This is a genomic window from Pseudomonas sp. WS 5079 (assembly GCF_012985465.1).
Classification (GTDB): domain Bacteria; phylum Pseudomonadota; class Gammaproteobacteria; order Pseudomonadales; family Pseudomonadaceae; genus Aquipseudomonas.
In genome coordinates, this window is the sequence record NZ_JAAQWN010000001.1 from 370622 (window position 1) to 389457 (window position 18836).

The 18836-nt window shown below is 61.1% G+C and carries 15 protein-coding genes; 12 read left to right on the plus strand and 3 right to left on the minus strand.

Going from position 1 to position 18836, the window contains the following annotated elements:
- Nucleotides 1-79: 79 nt before the first annotated feature.
- The 5 genes from HBO05_RS01660 (at nucleotide 80) to HBO05_RS01680 (ending at nucleotide 8167) form a co-directional block, all read left to right on the plus strand.
- Complete coding sequence (locus HBO05_RS01660; protein WP_172311418.1) at nucleotides 80-3262, plus strand: hybrid sensor histidine kinase/response regulator; 3183 nt, start codon at nucleotides 80-82, stop codon at nucleotides 3260-3262.
- Nucleotides 3263-3335: 73 nt separating this feature from the next.
- Nucleotides 3336-3983 carry a response regulator gene (locus HBO05_RS01665; RefSeq protein WP_172311420.1) on the plus strand — a complete coding sequence of 216 codons (648 nt, stop codon included), beginning with the start codon at nucleotides 3336-3338 and terminating at the stop codon, nucleotides 3981-3983.
- Between the two features lie 147 nt (nucleotides 3984-4130).
- Entirely contained in the window at nucleotides 4131-4733 is a 603-nt protein-coding gene (locus HBO05_RS01670; RefSeq protein WP_169951714.1) for a fimbrial protein, read from the plus strand.
- Nucleotides 4734-4806: 73 nt separating this feature from the next.
- Nucleotides 4807-5553 carry a molecular chaperone gene (locus tag HBO05_RS01675; RefSeq protein WP_172311422.1) on the plus strand — a complete coding sequence of 249 codons (747 nt, stop codon included), beginning with the start codon at nucleotides 4807-4809 and terminating at the stop codon, nucleotides 5551-5553.
- Between the two features lie 79 nt (nucleotides 5554-5632).
- A complete protein-coding gene (locus HBO05_RS01680; RefSeq protein ID WP_172311424.1) occupies nucleotides 5633-8167 on the plus strand; it encodes a fimbria/pilus outer membrane usher protein in 2535 nt (844 codons plus the stop codon).
- Between the two features lie 90 nt (nucleotides 8168-8257).
- Here HBO05_RS01680 and HBO05_RS01685 read toward each other — a convergent pair whose 3' ends face one another.
- The 3 genes from HBO05_RS01685 to HBO05_RS01695 form a co-directional block, all read right to left on the minus strand.
- Nucleotides 8258-8851, minus strand: a complete 594-nt coding sequence (locus HBO05_RS01685) for a hypothetical protein (RefSeq protein WP_170057322.1) — start codon at nucleotides 8849-8851, stop codon at nucleotides 8258-8260.
- Nucleotides 8852-8874: 23 nt separating this feature from the next.
- Nucleotides 8875-9789 (minus strand): tyrosine-type recombinase/integrase, encoded by a 915-nt coding sequence (locus HBO05_RS01690; protein ID WP_169951721.1) that lies wholly within the window; start codon nucleotides 9787-9789, stop codon nucleotides 8875-8877.
- A 108-nt stretch (nucleotides 9790-9897) separates the two neighbouring features.
- Entirely contained in the window at nucleotides 9898-10698 is an 801-nt protein-coding gene (locus tag HBO05_RS01695; protein ID WP_170041391.1) for a hypothetical protein, read from the minus strand.
- A 451-nt stretch (nucleotides 10699-11149) separates the two neighbouring features.
- On the opposite strand from HBO05_RS01695, the gene arnC reads away from it, so the two are divergent.
- Genes arnC through HBO05_RS01730 form a run of 7 tightly spaced genes read left to right on the plus strand, consistent with a single transcriptional unit; the run spans nucleotide 11150 to nucleotide 18835 of the window.
- Nucleotides 11150-12184 carry an undecaprenyl-phosphate 4-deoxy-4-formamido-L-arabinose transferase gene (gene arnC / locus HBO05_RS01700; RefSeq protein WP_172311426.1) on the plus strand — a complete coding sequence of 345 codons (1035 nt, stop codon included), beginning with the start codon at nucleotides 11150-11152 and terminating at the stop codon, nucleotides 12182-12184.
- The gene (gene arnA, locus HBO05_RS01705) at nucleotides 12181-14184 is read left to right on the plus strand and encodes a bifunctional UDP-4-amino-4-deoxy-L-arabinose formyltransferase/UDP-glucuronic acid oxidase ArnA (RefSeq protein WP_169951727.1); all 2004 of its coding nucleotides are present in this window, start codon (nucleotides 12181-12183) and stop codon (nucleotides 14182-14184) included. The genes arnC and arnA overlap by 4 nt, the downstream gene beginning before the upstream one ends.
- Entirely contained in the window at nucleotides 14181-15068 is an 888-nt protein-coding gene (arnD, locus tag HBO05_RS01710; protein WP_172311853.1) for a 4-deoxy-4-formamido-L-arabinose-phosphoundecaprenol deformylase, read from the plus strand. The genes arnA and arnD overlap by 4 nt, the downstream gene beginning before the upstream one ends.
- Nucleotides 15065-16720 carry a lipid IV(A) 4-amino-4-deoxy-L-arabinosyltransferase gene (arnT, locus tag HBO05_RS01715; protein WP_169951729.1) on the plus strand — a complete coding sequence of 552 codons (1656 nt, stop codon included), beginning with the start codon at nucleotides 15065-15067 and terminating at the stop codon, nucleotides 16718-16720. The genes arnD and arnT overlap by 4 nt, the downstream gene beginning before the upstream one ends.
- Nucleotides 16717-17064, plus strand: coding sequence for a 4-amino-4-deoxy-L-arabinose-phosphoundecaprenol flippase subunit ArnE (gene arnE, locus HBO05_RS01720; protein WP_172311428.1), 348 nt, complete (start codon nucleotides 16717-16719; stop codon nucleotides 17062-17064). The genes arnT and arnE overlap by 4 nt, the downstream gene beginning before the upstream one ends.
- Nucleotides 17061-17465 (plus strand): 4-amino-4-deoxy-L-arabinose-phosphoundecaprenol flippase subunit ArnF, encoded by a 405-nt coding sequence (arnF, locus tag HBO05_RS01725; protein WP_170057319.1) that lies wholly within the window; start codon nucleotides 17061-17063, stop codon nucleotides 17463-17465. Before arnE ends, arnF begins: the two co-directional genes overlap by 4 nt.
- Nucleotides 17462-18835 carry a UDP-glucose/GDP-mannose dehydrogenase family protein gene (locus tag HBO05_RS01730; RefSeq protein ID WP_169951734.1) on the plus strand — a complete coding sequence of 458 codons (1374 nt, stop codon included), beginning with the start codon at nucleotides 17462-17464 and terminating at the stop codon, nucleotides 18833-18835. Before arnF ends, HBO05_RS01730 begins: the two co-directional genes overlap by 4 nt.
- Nucleotide 18836 lies beyond the last annotated feature (1 nt).

Genomic DNA, 18836 nt, shown 5'->3' on the forward strand with positions numbered 1-18836 from the left:
GCGGCCTGGATTTGTCTAACCTGTATAAGGAGTAAACTCCATCCAGCGCCGATTCTTCATCCGCCTGCGAAAACCTTCCATGAAGCACAACAACGCGATCCTCGAAGCATTCACCCGCAGCTCACTGCGCTTGAACAAAGGGCTGATGGTGGTGCTCGGCGTCGCGTTGCTGCTGGCAGGCACCAGTTACTGGGCACTGCAGCGGATCATCGATGCACAGTACGCTGCCGTGGGTTTTCATTTTGCGCGGCTGATGGAAAACATCCAGGAACAGGAAGTCTTCCTCCGGACCCTGGCGCAGCCGGCTATCCAACGCGAGTTGACCAGCGACAAGAACGTCCAGGCCAGCCTCCAGAGCCAACGCCTGGACGCCCACACCACCCGTTATGAAGGCCGCGAGTTCGCGTTTTCGGTGCCCTTCAGCGCGCGGTTCGAGGCACAACGGGTCACGCCCGTCGAGCAGCAGAAGATCTTTGCCCTCGGCGTGCACCTGGCCAGCTACTACAGTGCGTTCTGGTCATCGTCGCCCTACGCTTCGCCCCATGTCTTTATCTTCAACCGCCTGGTCAACTACGACATGGCGGTGCCTGCGGTCGGCTACCAGCGAGGCGGCAAAACCCCATTCAACGGCCCGTCCCCCGAGCAGGCCGAGGCCATGCGGCAAAGGCTCGGCCAGTTGCACCGAGTGGACGAGCGCCTTTACTGGGAGGCCTACACCCCATCCGGCACGCCCCCTGCGGCCCCTCAGTTATTGGCGTATGTGGCGGTGACCCTCAACCCTCAGCTATTGCGCGCCGGTCAAGGCGATAACCCGGTGATGGTTGCCACCCTGCTGGACATGGCGCACGTCAACGATGTGGAACGCACCATGGAGTCGTCCATCTATGACCGGTTCACCCTGATCTCCCCGGCCGGTCAGACGCTGACTGGCCCCCAGGCCATGGCGTCGTCCCTGGGCGAAGGGCTGAATTTTCGTGCTGAAGGCCTGGAGTTCAAGATCACCCACAACGCTGAGTCGCAGTGGACGGCGATCTACGGGATCAGCTACAAGCATTTTTTCCGCTATGCCCTGTGGCCACTGACGAGCCTTGCGCTATTTGTGTGTGCGGTACTGGCGATTGCCTGGGCGGGCAACCGCTGGTACCGCAAGCACGTGATTCGCCCGGCGCGCCAAGCCCATGAGCGCATTGCCGAAAGCGTGGCGTTCAGCCGGGTGATCATTGACACCGCGCCCACCGGCCTGTGTGTGGTGGGCCGCGCGGATGGCCAGGTATTGATCGAGAACCAGCGCGCCCAGCAATGGCCCGGCACCGCCAGGCTGGTGGCGGCCCTCAGCCGTTCCCACGACAGCTCCGACAGTGGCGAAACCCACCTGGAAATCGAGGGCCGGCACTTGCAGGTGGGCTTCGTCTCCACCCGTTACCAGGGCCAGGATGTGCGCCTGTATGCATTCAACGACGTCACCCGGCACATCGAGGACGCCCTGGCCCTGGAAGACGCCCGGCGCGCCGCCGATGCGGCCAATGAAGCCAAGACGCTGTTCCTGGCCACCATGAGCCATGAAATCCGCACGCCTTTGTACGGGGTGCTCGGCACCCTGGAACTGCTCGGGTTGACGCCCCTGGACCCGCGCCAGAAAACCTACCTGCACACCATCCAGCGCTCGTCTGCCACGCTGTTCCAACTGATCAGTGATGTGCTCGACGTGTCGAAAATCGAATCCGGGCAGATGGCAATCGAATCCATCGAGTTTTGCCCACTGGACATGCTCGAAGACACCCTGCACACCTACGCAGCCTTCGCCCAGCGCAAGGGCCTGCAACTGTACGGCTGCATCGATGCGCAGTTACCCGATTGCGTGGTCGGCGACCCGATGCGTATCCGCCAGATCCTCAACAATCTGGTGAGCAACGCCATCAAGTTTACCGACATAGGCCGCGTGGTGATTCGTGCCAGGGCGCTGCGCCGGGGCAACGATCGCGTCGACCTGGAGTGGCAAGTGACCGACTCCGGCGTGGGCATCAGCCAGGCGCAGCAGGCCAAGCTGTTCGACTTGTTCTACCAGGCCCCGGACACCGCCGGCCAAGGCGGCGCCGGGCTTGGCCTGCCGATTTGCCGCTGGCTGGCCGAGATGATGGATGGCCAGATCAAGGTGGTCAGCGAACCCGGCCTGGGCAGCAGCTTCACCCTGAAGATGAGCTTGCCGACAGGCCGTGGCGAGCTGCCGGGGCTGCCGCCCATTGAACCAAGCACCACACCGGTGCAGGTGCTGGCGCCCGTGCGCGAGTTGGCCGAGTCGCTGTGCGACTGGCTCAGCCGCCTGGGCATCCAGGCCTCGGTGGCAGCGCTGCCCCTGGCCCAACAAAGCGAGCGAGCGGTGCTGGTCGAGATGCTGCCCGCAGGCCCGCCGCGGCCCTGGTCCGGGCCAAGGGTGTTGTGTGTGCCGGGGGCACACAGCCCGCCGCTGCACACCGCCCAAGGCTGGGAAGTGGATATGCATGACGTGCGCGCCATTGCGGCGGTGGTTTCACTGGCGCAACGGGGTAAACAGGAGGCCGTGCTGCACGCCGAACAACAGAGTGCCGGGCAGTTGCAGCTGCGCATCCTGGTGGCTGAGGACAACCCGGTGAACCAGGCCATCATCCAGGAACAGCTGCAAGCGTTGGGCTGCACGGTAACCCTGGCGGACAACGGCGAGCAGGCCATGCACCTATGGCAACCCCAGGCCTTCGACCTGGTGCTGACGGACGTCAATATGCCGTTGATGAATGGCTATGAACTGGCCCGCACCCTCAGGGAGCACGATCCGCAACTGCCGATCATCGGTGTCACCGCCAATGCCATGCGCGAGGAAGGCCAGCGTTGCCTGGCGGTCGGGATGAATGCCTGGCTGGTCAAGCCCTTGAGCCTGCAAACCCTGCGTGCGCAGTTGATCAAACTGTGCAAACCCACGGTACGCGCCGAGCCGGCGGTAATTGACACGGTGCAGATGTCAGACAAAATGCGCCCGCTGTTTATCAGCAGTGTGCAGCACGATCTGCAGCGCATCAGCGCCGCACTCGAGCAACGTGATTGCCGGGGCCTGGCCGAAACCTTGCATTCGGTGGCCGGCGCCTTGGGGGCGGTGCAGGCACTCGACCTGGCCCAGGCGTGTATCGAACTGGAAAGCCAGTTGGCCGGCGGCCGGCTCAGTACCACGCTGGAGCTTGAGACAAAACAGGTCATGACTCGGCTGTCAGCCTTGCTCGGGGCACAGCTATGAGCGCATTGCACCGCCTGGCGCGCAAGCGCGTGGGACCACCTCACTTACTGAACCAGCATTACGGGCCCGCCTTATGAAAACATTCACTGTGGTTATTGCAGACGATCACCCCATCGTGCTCCTGGGGGTGCGAGAACTCGTCGAGCGAGACGAGCGCTTTGAAGTCGTTGGTGAAGCGATCTGTTCGGCGGGCCTCATCGGCCTGCTTGAGCAGCAGCCTGTCGACATCGTGATTACCGATTACAACATGCCCGGCGATTCGCCCTACGGTGATGGCTTGAAACTGGTGGAGTACCTCAAGCGACACTTCCCCGAGGTGCAGATTCTGATCCTGACCATGATTTCCAACCATCTGATCCTGACCCGCCTGCAAGAGTTGGGGGTGGTGGGGGTGATCCAGAAAAGCCAGTTGCACACCGAAATCCAGGTCGCCCTCAAGTCCATTGCGCAACAGGCGCTGTATCGCAGCCTGGAGCCGGCCAAGACCTCGGTGATCGAGTCAATGACTGCCATTGATGCACGCTTCTCGACGCTATCGCCGAAGGAGTACGAGATATTGCGTTTATTCATTTCGGGCAAAAGTGTCAGTGATATCGCGCGCAGCCAGAATAGAAGCTCAAAGACTATCAGTGCGCAAAAAATTTCGGCCATGCGCAAACTTGAAGTCAGCAGCGATCAGGATTTATTAACTTATTGCCTGGAGCAGAATATTTTCAACTAGTTCGCACTTTATCAAGTAGTGCCATTTTTAACTAACTCGCGCTGTAGTGCTTTATAAGAATCGTCTTATTCTCTCTAAGGCACAAATTCACTATTGTTCGTTGGCAGTTTCAACCCGTCTCTACAACCAACACTAACGGACATCATCATGAAGAAGTTTTCCCTGGCCCTTATCGCTGTGTCAGTTATTGCCGCCAGCGGCAGTGCGTTTGCCGAAACTACCCCGGGTACGGGTACCCCGGGCGGCGGCGGCAAAATCACCTTCACCGGTTTGATCAACAACGACGCTTGCTCGGTTGACGGTGCCAACGCTGATCGCGTGATCTCCGTCGACATGGGCACCGTCTCCATCAAAGACATGGGCACCGCTGAAAACCCGGCCTCGGGCCGTGTGACCGCCAAGGACTTCAACCTCAGCGTTAACTGCAACCTGGGCACTAAAGTGGCGATGATCTTTGACGCCAAAAGTGGTGGTTCAGGCCTGGTGACTGGTAAAAAAGTCCTCGCCCTGACCCCTGGTAACGGCAGCGCAAGCAACGTCGGTATCGCACTACTCGACAGCACCGGCGCGCTGATCGACCTCAGCTCCCCGGCCACCGCTCGTATCGAAAGCGCCATGCACGGCCAAGGTGCCGTAGGCGGCGACGCAACCTTGAGCTTTGCCGCAGCCTATGTGACCACCGGTGCAGCCGGTGCCTCTACCGCGGGTCGTGGTGACGCCACCCTGCCGTTCATCCTGCAATACGAATAAACGACACGCATCGCCTGTCACGCGCGAGGCCTTCGGGCCTCGCCATTTATTCGACCACCAAACGGTAGACATCATGTTGCCTCGTTCCATTGCAGCATGCCTCGGGCTGCTGACCCTGCTTATGGCGACCCAGGCTGCCGCGAGCATTTCACTGAGTGCCACCCGTATCGTCTTCGATGGCGATCACAAGGAGGCCAATATCACCGTGCGCAACGGTAACCAGGACGTATTGATTCAATCCTGGGTCGACACCAACGATGCGCAAGCCAGTGCTGCACCCTTCGCGGTAACCCCGCCACTGGCACGCATATTTGCCAAGGAGCAGCAGTTGCTGCGAATCCTCTACCAGGGTGCCGGGATGCCAACGGATCGTGAGTCCGTGGTCTGGCTCAATGTGCAAGAGATTCCCCAGGCCGCCGCCTCCGACAACACGTTGCAGTTGGCGGTACGCCAGCGCATCAAGGTATTTTTCCGCCCAGCGGGGTTGCCAGGTAGCGCGCTGTCGGCGCCCGCGCAACTGCAGTGGCAATTGCAAAAGCGCAGCGCTGACTCGCTGCTGACGGTCAAGAACCCGACGCTGTATCACGTGTCCATGGCCGACATACAACTGCAGGCCGGTAAACAAACAGAACTGGCTGCCGACTCGACAATGATTGCGCCGGGTGCCGAAAAACAGTTCAGCGTTAAACAACTCAATAGTCACGATGCTGTGCAGTTGTCTTTTTCCAGTATTAACGACTATGGCGCACAAGATAAATACACCGCACAACTTTCCACGCGTCTGACAGCCAAGGCCATTGAGGCGCGCACCAAGCAATAAGCATTTCCCTTAAACCCTTCAGGTTCGATTCGAGTGCGTACTCGCGTGCCTCGCCTGTCCGATAAGCAGGGATGATTGCATGTTTTTTCTTTTAGGCAGCAGGCCCAATCATTACATATCAAGCGAGCGCACTTTACGCGCGTCGACAACTTGCACGCTGTCACTGGCCATTCTTGCCGGTTCGCCCGCTTGGGCCGTTGCCGATGAACCGTCCCTGGAAGTGTTCAACACCACTTTTTTGCAAGGTGCACAATCGTCGGTCGACCTGCAGCAACTGCTCTCGGCCAACAGCGTGCTGCCTGGCAACTACCGGGTCGACCTGTACAGCAATGAGGTGTTGGTGGGCCGGCGTGACATCGACTTCAAACGCAACCCGCAGACCGGCCGGGTCGATCCCTGCCTGACCCTGGATCTGCTCAAGCAACTGGGCATCGACATGCCCCTCTTGCAGGCCCAGGGCAAGCTCGACCCCAACCAGCCCCAGGACTGCTACGACCTGCCGACGCTGATCGACCAGGCGACCTTGCGCTATGACGCCAGTCGCCTGCGCCTGGCGGCGAGCATTCCGCAGGTCGCGATGCAACGGGGCATGCGCGGTTATGTCGACCCAGAGCTTTGGGACGACGGCGTGCCGGCGGCGTTTATCAACTATCAACTCAACAGCAGCCGCACAGGCGGCGACTATGAAACGCGCATCAACAACAACCTGGGGCTGCGCAATGGCATCAACGTGGGGGGCTGGCGGCTGCGTAACGAGTCGAACCTGAGCAGCGGTACCGGGCGCCCGAGCAATTTCACCAACAACCGCAGCTATGTGCAGCATGACGTGACTGTGCTCAAGGGGCAGTTCAGTGCCGGCGAGATTTTTTCCGATACCGACCTGTTCGACAGCGTGCGCTACCGTGGCCTGAAACTGGCGTCCGACGAAGGCATGCGCGCCGACAGCGAGCGCGGTTATGCGCCGGTGATCCGTGGTGTAGCGCAAACCAACGCCACCGTAGAAATCCGCCAGAACGACTACATCCTGTACACCGCCAACGTCGCGCCCGGCCCCTTCGAGATCAACGACATCTACCCCAGCGGCTCGAACGGCGACCTGGAAATCACCATCATCGAGGCCGACGGCCGTCGTCACGTGAGCACCCAGGCGTTCTCCAGCCTGCCGATCATGGTGCGTGAAGGCCAGGTCAAATACAGCGTGTCGGCCGGTAAATTCAGCAGCAATGCTGACGGCTTGGCGAGCCCGCAATTTGTCAGCAGCACCCTCGCCTACGGCCTCACCAGCAACCTGAGCGCGATTGTCGGCCTGCAAGCCAGTGAAGACTACAAGGCGTTCTCCCTGGGAGTGGGCCGCAACACATCGCTGGGCGCCGTGTCCATGGACGTCACTCACTCGTCGAGCGCCGCCCAAGGGCAAACGACCCAGGGCAACAGTGTGCGTGCGTTGTATGCCAAGACCTTTGCCGGCACCGACACCAACTTCACCCTCGCCGCGTATCGTTACTCGACCGAGGGTTACCGCACCCTGACCGACCACGTCGAGGACACCAGCGAAGAGGCCGTCAAGCGCACCGGCAACTCGAAAACCCGTACCGACCTGACCATCAACCAGAGTCTGGGGCGCAACCGTGAGTTCGGCAGCCTCTACGTGAACGCCACTGACCAACGCTATTGGAACCGTGGCGGCTCCCAGAGCTTTTCAGCTGGCTACAACAACAACTGGGGCGACCTGAGCTACAACCTGGGCGTGACCCGCACCAAACAGATCGCCAGTTGGGGCGCACCCGACTCCGACACGCAGTTCAACCTGTCTGTTTCGTTCCCCTTGGGCAGCCAGCCCCGGGCGCCGCGCGCGTTCGTCACCAGCAGCACCCAGCGAGGCGATACCAGCACCCAGGCCGGTATCAACGGTTATGTGGCCGATACCAGCGATGTGTTCTATTCGGTGCAGGCCGGCCATAGCAGTACGGGCGGCCAATCGGGATCAGCCAACATCAACAGCCGCACCTCCATGGCCGATATCAGCCTGGGGTACAGCCAGGGGCGCGGTTACGACTCGCAAAACCTTAACGTTGCCGGTTCAGTGGTGGCCCACGCCGGTGGTATCAACCTTGGGCAGACTGTCAGCGAAACCTTCGCCCTGGCCCAGGTGCCGGGCATCAGCGGGGCAAAGATCAGCAGCTACAGCGGGGTTGAAACCGGGCGCAACGGCTATGCAGTTATCCCCTCGACACAACCTTATCGAGTGAACTGGATCAGCCTCGACACCCGCGACCTGGGCGGCGACATCGAAATCACCCAAGCCACGCAGCAACTGGTGCCACGCCGTGGGGCCGTAGTATTGGCCCGCTACAGCGGCAAAAGCGGGCGGCGCGTGCTGTTTGAACTGTTTGATGCACAGCACCAGCGCATGACGTTTGGCGCCTCCCTGGAAGACGCCAGCGGCAAGCAATTGGCCATCGCCGACCCCAGCGGCAATGCCTTGGTGCTGGTTGAAGAAGACCAGGGCAGCCTGACGATCAAGTGGGGTGACCAGCAATGTACGGCGCCGTACGCCCTGCCCGCGCAAAACAGGGCGTTGAACTACGAGCGCCAGGCATTGACATGCCAATAAGCCGTAGCCCTTGTCGAGGGCGACACCGCTCAAATCTGCGATAGCGGCTCGACAGCGCCTGCACTTGATCTGCGGGGTTGTGCCTATCCCCTACTCTGGTTTGGATGGGCGATATTCCATGATGGTCTCATGGTGTATTTTGCCGCCTTCGTAGGTGATGGTTCGCTTCACATACATCGGCGAAGGCTCCAGGGGCTCAGGCAGTGTCTTGTCTCTCCTGAACAGGCCTTCAGACAAGATATTGACCCCCAGCGCACCCCCGAGAAAGCCCACAAACACGCCGATCATATCGACAATTTTAGCCATGATGGTGTATAGCGTTTCGCCATCATCCTCTTGCCTCTGCTGGTCTTTTTTTTGCGCGCATTCCTGGTTCTGAGCCTTGAGCGCAGCGCATTTTTTTTCGTCGGTATCGGCTTGCAGGCGCTGGTTCATTTGCGCTGTTTCTTGGGACTCAGCTTGCCGCTGCTCTTTGAAATCCATGTATTTGAACCACGAAACACCAGGCGGGACCATAGAAACAACCACCAGAATCAACCCCAGGTAGATATTCTGTTTCGCCGCCGTGATGCCCTTAAAGACCTTGCCGGAACGTACCCGCCACCCGATCAAAAAGGCGATCGCACCCCAGCCGCTCAGTGCAAGCAGGGTCGCCCACCAGAAATCATTAATGCTTGTAGTCATGCTTACTTCCTGAGTCTGAAAAATCAAAGATCAAATCGATCAATCGCCCGCCGCCGCTCGTTGTCATCGCGCACGTCGTAGCTGGCGGTGGTCTGGATATTGGTGTGGTGCGCCAGTTTCTGCGCAATCGACAAGTCATGCTCCTCGATCACCCGGGTAATGAATGATCGCCGGAAATCATGGGGCATGATCTTCACGCCCACCTGCTCGCCGCGTTGGCGGGCGATGTAGTAAATCGCATGTTTGGTAATGCGTTCGCGGGTGATGTGGCTGCCACGGCGGATGCGGTTGAACAGGAAGCTATCGTCCTGTTCCCCGTCCTTTAGATGCTCGCGGCGAAATTCCAGCCAGGCCTGCAACTTGGCAAACGCCCAGGCTGGCGCGTACTTGACCAGTTCCTTGTTGCCCTTGCCGATCACCCGCAGGCTGCGCTCTGCAAAGTTCACCTGGGCCAGGTCGAGGTTGACCGACTCTGACTTGCGCATCCCCGAGCCATAGAGGATTGCGATCACTGCCGCATCCCGCAGGCCCTGGGGCCTTGGATCGGCAGCGCAGACGTCCATCAGTTCGCGGATCAAGGTGCGGCGCAGGTTGCGTCCCTGGCTCAGGCGCGTGCCGGCGGTGGCTTTGACCGAGCGCATCTTCAGCAGGTGTTCCTGGCTGATCAGGCTGATGCGCCAGGCTTCGTTCATCACCCCGCGCACGGCGTTGACATACAGCGATGAGGTGTTGGGCGCGTACCCGTCTTCACGTAACACGGCGACCAGGGCCATCACGTGTTCGGGTTGCAACAGATGCCAGTCGATATCTTCCAGGTTGATCTCTTCGAAACCCAGGCGGTCGGCGGCGTCTTGCAGCACGTAGCGCATGGTCAATTGGCTGGAGGGCGCCAGGCGCGCGAGATAAAGGGTCAGGGGGTTGCGGGAAATCTCAGTCAAAATAGATCAGCCTTGAGATTAAATATCGAGACTAAGCCTATGTTTAATCTCGGTATTTATTGGTTTGGCGAGCGCCGAGTCTAACGCAGGTCGGCGCTGCATACCAAACTAGGGCTCATCCTCGGCCGGTGCCGGGCTCTGCTGCTGGCTCCAGTCGGCGTCCTGTTTTTGCATCAGCGCAAACCACTGCTGGCGCATGAAAACCAGCAGCTTGGCGGGCGCCTTGGCGAAGTCTTGCTCGTCGTTGTAGCAGCCTGGCAATGGCAGGTCGGTGCCCTGCTCCTGGTATTGACTGACCAGGGCCTGCTGCGCGGCAACTGTGCAATCGGTGGGCAGCGGCATACCGCGCAGCGCGCCGGCCTCCTCGTCCCACCAACTGGCGCCATAGCGGTCGACCCCACGCAGCCCGTACTTGTGCGCCTTGCCGATGTGCATGATCAGCTTGAACTCACGGGGGCTGACATCACTGGTGCAGGTGCGTGAATAGCCCACGGTCACCTGGCTCAGACCGTCACCCAGCAGGTCGGTGACGCGGGTCGCGGCGTTATCGAAGTGCAGGCCGGCGTCGAACTCGCAGCGCTGCACATCGTCATGCAGCATCCACAGGCGCTTGGGGCGATCCCCCTCCAACAGGTACTGCGCGGCATAGATCGACGCCGATTGCGTGCCGTCGTCATCGCGCTCGCCTGCTTCCTGCTCGGCCAGTACCAGCAGGTTATGACCCTGGCGGTCATCCCAGCTGTACGCTGCCACTTGCTTGCCCTGCACCTCGACCCCGGGCGGAACCTGGGCCAGCGGCGTCAGGCTCACTTGCTCGGCAGCGCCCGCAGTCTGGGCAGCCCCCAGGGTCATCCACATCACTATCAACACCGGCCTTAACTGGCCCCGTAAAAACTGCACGCTATTCATCCGACTACCCTGGCAAGAGACCGCCTACTTTACCGGCACTTGCAGGGTGTTGCTGAGAAGATTGTTCAATCGCCATGGATTGCCAACCCGGTTAAATCAGCGCGAATACGCACTAAAGCACTTACGGATTAGGACTACGTGTAAACAGTTATCGTTTGTCTGCGTTCTTTATTGTCTAGCTGAACACTAGCTGTCTGCCCACCAAATAAACGAGTTTTTCATCTGCCTTTCATATTCGCTGGACAAATTTGCGCTTAATCTTGGCCGCAATACTTGGGGCAAGCCGGGTTTTGCTGACTAACTCCTTGATAATGCTTTACCTTTGGCCGTTATGGGCTTTACTCAGGGTGGCTCTGCACGCGGCTCTTTTTTATTGAACTGCCTGCACTTTCATCCGCTGTTTGTTGTCATCTCTACGCTCAAAGTTGCTCTAACCCGAGGTCATGAATCTTTGAAACCCTACCCTATTCATTGCGTGTCGATCGTTATCCCGGTCTACAACGAAGAACAGAGCCTGCCCGAACTGCTGCGCCGTACCCGTGCGGCATGCGAGCAGTTGGCCTATGCGTACGAAATCATCCTGGTGGACGACGGCAGCCGCGACAGTTCCGCCCAACTGCTGGAAGACGCGGCAAGCGAGCCCGGCAGCCATGTGGTAGCGGTGATCCTCAATCGCAACTACGGCCAGCACGCCGCGATCATGGCCGGGTTTGAACAATGCCGGGGCGAGGTGGTGATTACCCTCGATGCCGACCTGCAAAACCCGCCCGAAGAGATTCCACGCCTGGTCGAGCAAGCCGCCCTGGGTTACGACGTGGTCGCGACCGTGCGCAACAATCGCCAGGACTCGGCCTTTCGCCGCTGGCCTTCGCGCCTGATCAACCTGGCCGTGCAGCGCTCGACCGGCGTGGCCATGACCGACTACGGCTGCATGCTGCGTGCCTACCGGCGCACCATCGTCGACGCCATGCTCGCCTGCCGTGAGCGCAGCACCTTTATCCCGATCCTGGCCAACGGCTTCGCGCGCCATACCACGGAAATCCTGGTGCACCACGCCGAGCGCGAACACGGCGAATCCAAATACAGCGCCATGCGCCTGATCAGCCTGATGTTCGACCTGCTGACGTGCATGACCACCACGCCCCTGCGCCTGCTGTCCATCGTCGGTTTCAGCCTGGCGGCCCTGGGCATGCTGTTTGCCTTTGCCCTGATCGTCATGCGCCTGGTCTTTGGTGCCGATTGGGCCGGCGATGGCCTGTTCGTGCTGTTCGCCGTGCTGTTTGTGTTTACTGGCGGGCAGTTCATCGGCATGGGCCTGCTGGGTGAATACCTGGGGCGCATGTACAGCGATGTGCGCGCCCGCCCACGCTTCTTTATTGAAAAGGTGCTGCGCAACGAGCCGACAGCCCCTGCGCCAGCGGTCATCGTTGATGGCCTGCCCTCTTCCCAATCGTCCACTTCCTCTTCCAGTCAGGTTTCGTCATGAGTTCAAAAGCTGTTGTCTTCGCGTACCACGACATTGGCTGTGCAGGCATCGAAGCCCTGCTCGCCACGGGCTACCAGATTGCTGCCGTGTTCACCCATGCCGATGATCCCAAGGAAAACACCTTCTACGGCTCGGTCGCCCAGCTGTGCGCGCGCCACGGCATCCCGGTGCACGCGCCGGAAGATGCCAACCACCCGCTGTGGGTCGAGCGTGTGGCGAAGCTGAACCCAGACTTCATTTTCTCGTTCTACTACCGCAACCTGCTGGGCGAAGCGCTGTTGGCCACCGCGCGCCAGGGCGCATTCAACCTGCACGGTTCGCTGCTGCCCAAGTACCGTGGCCGCGCGCCGGCCAACTGGGTGCTGGTCAATGGCGAAACCGAAACCGGTGTGACCCTGCACCGCATGGTCAAGCGTGCCGACGCCGGCGCGATTCTTGCCCAGCAAAAAGTCATGATCGAACGCAGCGACACCGGCCTGACACTCCACGCCAAGCTGCGCGAGGCCGCCACCCAGTTGCTGCGTGACGCGCTGCCGCAACTGGCCCAGGGCAAGTTGAGCGAAACCGCCCAGGACGAAAGCCAGGCCACCTGCTTTGGCCGCCGCACCCCGGCAGACGGCAAGCTCGTATGGAGCAAGCCCGCAGAAGAATTGTTCAACCTGGTGCGTGCCGTGACCCAACCGTACCCCGGCGCGTTCTGTGCGGTGGGCGAGCACAAGCTGATCGTGTGGCAAGCCGAAGTGCTCAAGGGCAATGAAGGCCAGGCGCCGGGTCGCGTGATCAGCGTCAACCCGCTGCGCATTGCCTGCGGTGAAGATTCCCTGGTCATCAACTTCGGCCAGCGCAATGACCACGGCCTGTACCTGACCGGCCCGGCCCTGGCCGATGAACTGGGCCTGGTGGACGGCTCGATCCTGCGCGGCGCCGAGTCGGGCGGTAAACCACGGCGCACCCGCGTGCTGATCCTGGGGGTCAACGGCTTTATCGGCAACCACCTGTCCGAGCGCCTGCTGCGCGATGATCGCTACGAGGTCTACGGCCTGGACATCGGCTCCGACGCCATCGAACGCCTGCGCAGCCACCCCAACTTCCACTATGTGGAAGGCGATATCAGCATTCACTCCGAGTGGATCGAGTACCACATCAAAAAATGCGACGTGGTCCTGCCGCTGGTGGCCATCGCCACGCCAATCGAATACACCCGCAACCCGTTGCGTGTGTTCGAGCTGGATTTTGAAGAAAACCTCAAGCTGGTGCGCTACTGCGTCAAGTACAACAAACGCGTGATTTTCCCGTCGACCTCTGAAGTCTATGGCATGTGCCAGGACCAGAATTTCGACGAAGACACCTCCAACCTGGTGGTGGGGCCGATCAACAAGCAGCGCTGGATCTACTCGGTCTCCAAGCAACTGCTGGACCGGGTGATCTGGGCCTATGGCGCCAAAGGCCTGAATTTCACCCTGTTTCGCCCCTTCAACTGGATGGGCCCGCGTCTGGATCGCCTGGATTCGGCGCGTATCGGCAGCTCCCGGGCGATCACCCAGTTGATCCTCAACCTGGTGGAAGGCACGCCAATCCGCCTGTTTGACGGTGGCGAGCAGAAACGCTGCTTTACCGACATTGCCGACGGCATCGAGGCCCTGGCGCGGATCATCGACAACGATAACGACGCGTGCAACGGCCAGATCATCAACATCGGCAACCCGGACAACGAAGCGAGCATCCGCCAGTTGGGCGAAGAACTGCTGCGTCAGTTCGAGGCCCACCCGTTGCGCGGTAACTTCCCGCCATTCGCCGGGTTCCGTGATGTCGAAAGCAAGGCGTTCTATGGCACTGGCTATCAGGACGTGGCGCACCGCAAGCCGAGCATTGCCAACGCCAAGCGCCTGCTGGACTGGGAGCCGAGCGTGCAGATGAGCGAGACCATCGGCAACACCCTGGACTTCTTCCTGCGTGAAGCGATGCTGGAAATCGCCCAGTCCAGCGAAGCAGGCAAATAATGAAGGCAGGTCTGCGCATCGACGTCGACACCTACCGCGGCACCCGTGATGGCGTGCCACGGTTGCTGGAGTTGCTGGATGAGGCCGGGATCAAGGCGACGTTTTTCTTCAGTGTCGGTCCGGACAATATGGGGCGGCATTTGTGGCGCCTGATCCGCCCGCAGTTCCTGTGGAAGATGCTGCGCTCCAACGCGGCCGGGTTGTACGGCTGGGACATCCTGCTGGCCGGCACTGCCTGGCCGGGCAAGCCGATTGGCCGCGACCTGGGGCACCTGATGCGCCAGGCCAAGGCCGCCGGGCACGAAGTAGGCCTGCATGCCTGGGATCACCATGGCTGGCAGGCCAATGCCGGGCGCTGGAGCGATGCGCAGTTGGTGGAGCAGGTACGCCGTGGGCTCGACACGTTGGGCGATATTCTCGGCGCCCCGGTGCAGTGTTCCGCCGCCGCCGGCTGGCGTGCCGATGAGCGGGTGGTGCAGGCCAAGCAAGGCTTTGGCTTGCGTTACAACAGCGATTGTCGCGGCACCGGCCTGTTCCGTCCGATCCTCGCCGATGGCCGCGCCGGCACGCCGCAGATCCCGGTAGACCTGCCGACCTTCGACGAAGTGGTCGGGCCTCAGGTCGCGGCCAAGGACTTCAACGGCTTCATTCTTGATCGATTCACCGAATCGACACTCAACGTCTATACGATCCACGCAGAAGTCGAAGGGATTCTTATGGCTAATGAATTTCGCCAGTTGCTTGCCCAGGCAGGGCAGCGCGGCATCCAATTCCAGCCCTTGGGCAACCTGTTGCCGGCCGATCCGGCGAGCTTGCCCCTGGCGCATCTGACACGCGGCGTACTCAGTGGCCGCGAAGGCTGGCTGGGAGTGCAACAGGCATGATCCGACGTTGGGCCCTGCCCCTGCTCCTACTGGCCTTCGGCCTGTGTTACCTGCTGCCGATGGTCACCCATGGCCTGTGGATCCCGGACGAAACCCGCTATGCGCAGATCAGCCAGGAAATGCTGCTGACCGGCAAATGGGCGTCGCCGCACTTCATGGGCATCCGCTATTTCGAAAAACCGGCGGCCGGTTACTGGATGATCGCCCTCGGCCAGGCCCTGTTCGGGCAAAACCTGTTCGGTGTGCGCGTGGCCTCTGCGCTGGCCACGGGCTTGAGCATCCTTTTGGTGTACTTCATGGCCCGGCGCCTGTGGAACGATCCACGCAAGAGCCTGGTCAGCAGCGTGCTTTACATGAGTTTTGTCAGCGTGGCGATGTCGGGGGGCTACGCCAACCTCGACCCGCAGTTCAGCTTCTGGGTCAACCTCAGCGGCGTGGCCTTATGGCTGTGCATCGACAGCCACAGCCGGCGGGCGCGCCTAGGCGCCTGGGCCCTGTTGGGGTTTGCCTGCGCCATGGGCTTCATGACCAAGGGCTTTTTGGCCTGGCTGCTGCCGGTATTGATCGCCCTGCCCTACATGATCTGGCAAAAGCGCTTGCGTGAGCTGCTGGCCTACGGCCTGGTGGCGGTGGCTGTGGCGATTGTGGTCAGCCTGCCCTGGGCGCTGATGGTGCATGCCCAGGAGCCCGACTACTGGAACTTCTTTTTCTGGCACGAACACATTCAGCGCTTTGCCGGTGAAGATGCCCAGCACGAAGAAGCCTGGTGGTACTACCTGCCGTTGCTGGCCGCATTCAGCCTGCCATGGCTGGCCCTGTTGCCCTCCACCCTGAAACAGGCGTGGCAGGAAAAACGTGCGCACACCACTGGCTTCCTGTTGTTGTGGTTGCTGATGCCCCTGGCGTTTTTCAGCCTGAGCAAGGGCAAGCTGCCGGCTTACATCCTGCCGTGCCTGCTGCCTTTGGCATTGCTGATGGGCCATACCCTGGCCGACAAACTGGCCCAGGCCCGTGGCCGGGTGTTGCAAGTCAATGGCTGGCTCAACCTGATCCTCGGGGTGCTGGGCCTGCTGGCAATTGTGTATTTCCAGCTGAAAAAGCCGATCTATGCCCACCAGCAGGAACTGTCGAGCCTGGTGCTGGTGTTTATCGTGTTGCTGGGCTGGATTATCGTCAATCTGCTACAGGCGGCGCGCCCGCTGCGCCTGTGGGCGGCGCCGGCCCTGGGCAGTTGGTTGCTGGTGGCCCTGGTGCCTGCGGCGTTGCCGCACTCGGTGGTGAATAACAAGACCCCGGACCAGTTCATTATTGATCACGCCCAGGAACTGGCAGGTACCAATCGTTTGCTGAGCAACGACCTGGGCGCAGCGGCCGCCCTGGCGTGGCGGCTCAAGCGCCCGGATGTGACGCTTTACGACACCCTGGGCGAAGTCAAATACGGCCTGGCCTACCCTGACAGCGCCGCGCGCCGGGTCGACACCACACAAGTCCAGCAATGGATGACCGAGGCCCGCAAACAGGGCTCGGTGGGCGTGGTGATGCGCGTCAAGGGCGAGAGTGAAGTGCGTGAAGTCGAGTTGCTGCCCAGCGATGGCCAGCGCTACGAGCAAGGCAACATGGTGATCCTGGTGTTCCCGCAGGTGGCGCCTTGATCAGCCTGCTGCTGCTCCTGGCCGCGTGCCTGCTGACCTGCATGGGCCAGATCGCGCAAAAGTATGCCGTGGAAGGCTGGCGGGACCAGCCTGCGGGCTGGGGCGTGAAACTGCACTCGCCCTGGCTGTGGCTGGCGCTGCTGTGCCTGGGCCTGGGCCTGCTGGTGTGGCTGCTGGTGCTGCAACGCCTGGAAGTGGGAATTGCCTACCCGATGCTCAGCCTGAATTTTGTACTGATCACCCTGGTGGCGCGCTTTGTGTTCCATGAGCCGGTAGACCGCCGCCACTGGGTCGGCGTGGCCCTGGTGATGGGCGGCGTGCTGCTGCTGGGAGGCCAGGTATGAGCCGGTTGCGCGGTTTCACCCTGGCGTTGTCCAGCGTGGTGCTGGTCAGCGCGGCCCAACTGGGCATGCGCTGGAGCATGACGCGCCTGCCATTGCCCGCCGACTGGCTCACCGCGCCCATGGTTGATCCCGTGGCCTTGGGCGTGGTGGCCCTGGCCATCGTGGCCTACGCCCTGTCGATGCTGTGCTGGCTCGGTGCGCTGGCGCATCTGCCCCTGAGCCGCGCCTATTCGTTGCTGAGTATCAGCTACGTCCTGGTGTACCTGCTGGCCGCCAGCCTGCCCGGCTTCAACGAACCCTTTTCCCTGTCACGGACCTTGGGGGTGGCACTGGTCATCCTCGGCGTTTTGACCATCAACTCCCGTCGTATCGGCAATACAAGCCCCAGGAATGCCCCATGAAAATCAGCGTATTTGGTAGTGGTTACGTTGGCCTGGTACAGGCCACCGTATTGGCCGAGGTCGGTCACGATGTGATCTGCATGGACGTTGACGAAAACAAGGTGCGTCTGCTGCAACAGGGCCATGTGAGCATTTTCGAGCCGGGGCTTGCCAGCCTGGTCCGGGAAAACCTGGAAAACGGCCGATTGACCTTTACCAGCCAGGAAAAACTCGCGGTCGAGCATGGTGAAGTGTTGTTTATCGCGGTCGGCACGCCCTCGGACGAGGACGGCTCGGCAGACTTGAAGTACGTACTGTCGGTGGGTGATGCGGTGGCCCGGCATCGTGTCGAGCCGGTGATCCTGGTGGAGAAATCCACGGTCCCGGTGGGCACCGGCGACACCCTGCGGGCCCATATCGACAAGGCCCTGGCTGGGCGCAGCCTGGTGTTCGATATCGTCTCCAACCCGGAATTCCTCAAGGAAGGCTCTGCCGTGGCTGACTGCCGGCGCCCCGACCGGATCATCATCGGCTGCGAGCGCGAGGAAGTGCGCGAGGTGATGCGTGACCTGTACGCGCCGTTCAACCGCAACCACGACCGCATCATCTTCATGGACGTGCGCAGCGCCGAGCTGACCAAGTACGCCGCCAACTGCATGCTGGCCACCAAGATCAGCTTTATCAACCAGATCGCCGAACTGGCCGAGCACCTGGGGGCCGATATCGAGTCGGTGCGCCTGGGCATCGGTGCCGATTCGCGGATCGGCTACCACTTTATCTACCCTGGTTGCGGCTACGGCGGCTCGTGCTTTCCCAAGGACATGCGCGCGCTGATCCACAGTGCCCGCCAGGCCAACTGCTCCAGCGACCTGCTCGAAGCGGTGGAAGCCATCAACCAGCGCCAGAAAAGCAAACTGTTCGAGCGTATCCGGGCGTTCTACAAGGGCGAGTTGCGCGGCAAGACGTTTGCCTTGTGGGGCCTGGCGTTCAAGCCCAACACCGACGACATGCGCGACGCGCCGAGCCGGGTACTGATGGAGTCGCTCTGGGCCGCCGGGGCCAACGTACGGGCCTTCGACCCCGAGGCCATGCAGGAAACCCAGAAGCTCTACGGCGATGACCCGCGCCTGATGCTGATGGGCACCCCGGAATCGACCCTGGGCGGCGCCGACGCCTTGATCGTCTGCACCGAGTGGCAGCAGTTCAAGGCACCGGATTTCGACCTGCTGCACGCGCGCCTCAAGGCGCCGGTGATCTTTGACGGGCGCAACCTGTATGACGCCGAGCGCCTGGCGCGCAAGGGCTTTGACTACTTCCCCATGGGCCGTGGGCAGTCCTGCGAGTTGCCGATCCCCCAGCAACAGTGGGTGCCGCGGTTGCTGGAGGCCTGAG

Excerpts from the sequence above, each read along its gene's own strand:
- HBO05_RS01675 (WP_172311422.1), top strand. The coding sequence starts at position 4,807 with ATGTTGCCTCGTTCCATTGCAGCATGCCTCGGGCTGCTGACCCTGCTT.
- HBO05_RS01685 (WP_170057322.1), bottom strand. The coding sequence starts at position 8,851 with ATGACTACAAGCATTAATGATTTCTGGTGGGCGACCCTGCTTGCACTG.
- arnF (WP_170057319.1), top strand. The coding sequence starts at position 17,061 with ATGAGCCGGTTGCGCGGTTTCACCCTGGCGTTGTCCAGCGTGGTGCTG.
- HBO05_RS01665 (WP_172311420.1), top strand. The coding sequence starts at position 3,336 with ATGAAAACATTCACTGTGGTTATTGCAGACGATCACCCCATCGTGCTC.
- arnA (WP_169951727.1), top strand. The coding sequence starts at position 12,181 with ATGAGTTCAAAAGCTGTTGTCTTCGCGTACCACGACATTGGCTGTGCA.
- HBO05_RS01680 (WP_172311424.1), top strand. The coding sequence starts at position 5,633 with ATGTTTTTTCTTTTAGGCAGCAGGCCCAATCATTACATATCAAGCGAG.
- HBO05_RS01670 (WP_169951714.1), top strand. The coding sequence starts at position 4,131 with ATGAAGAAGTTTTCCCTGGCCCTTATCGCTGTGTCAGTTATTGCCGCC.
- HBO05_RS01695 (WP_170041391.1), bottom strand. The coding sequence starts at position 10,698 with ATGAATAGCGTGCAGTTTTTACGGGGCCAGTTAAGGCCGGTGTTGATA.
- HBO05_RS01660 (WP_172311418.1), top strand. The coding sequence starts at position 80 with ATGAAGCACAACAACGCGATCCTCGAAGCATTCACCCGCAGCTCACTG.
- HBO05_RS01730 (WP_169951734.1), top strand. The coding sequence starts at position 17,462 with ATGAAAATCAGCGTATTTGGTAGTGGTTACGTTGGCCTGGTACAGGCC.
- arnT (WP_169951729.1), top strand. The coding sequence starts at position 15,065 with ATGATCCGACGTTGGGCCCTGCCCCTGCTCCTACTGGCCTTCGGCCTG.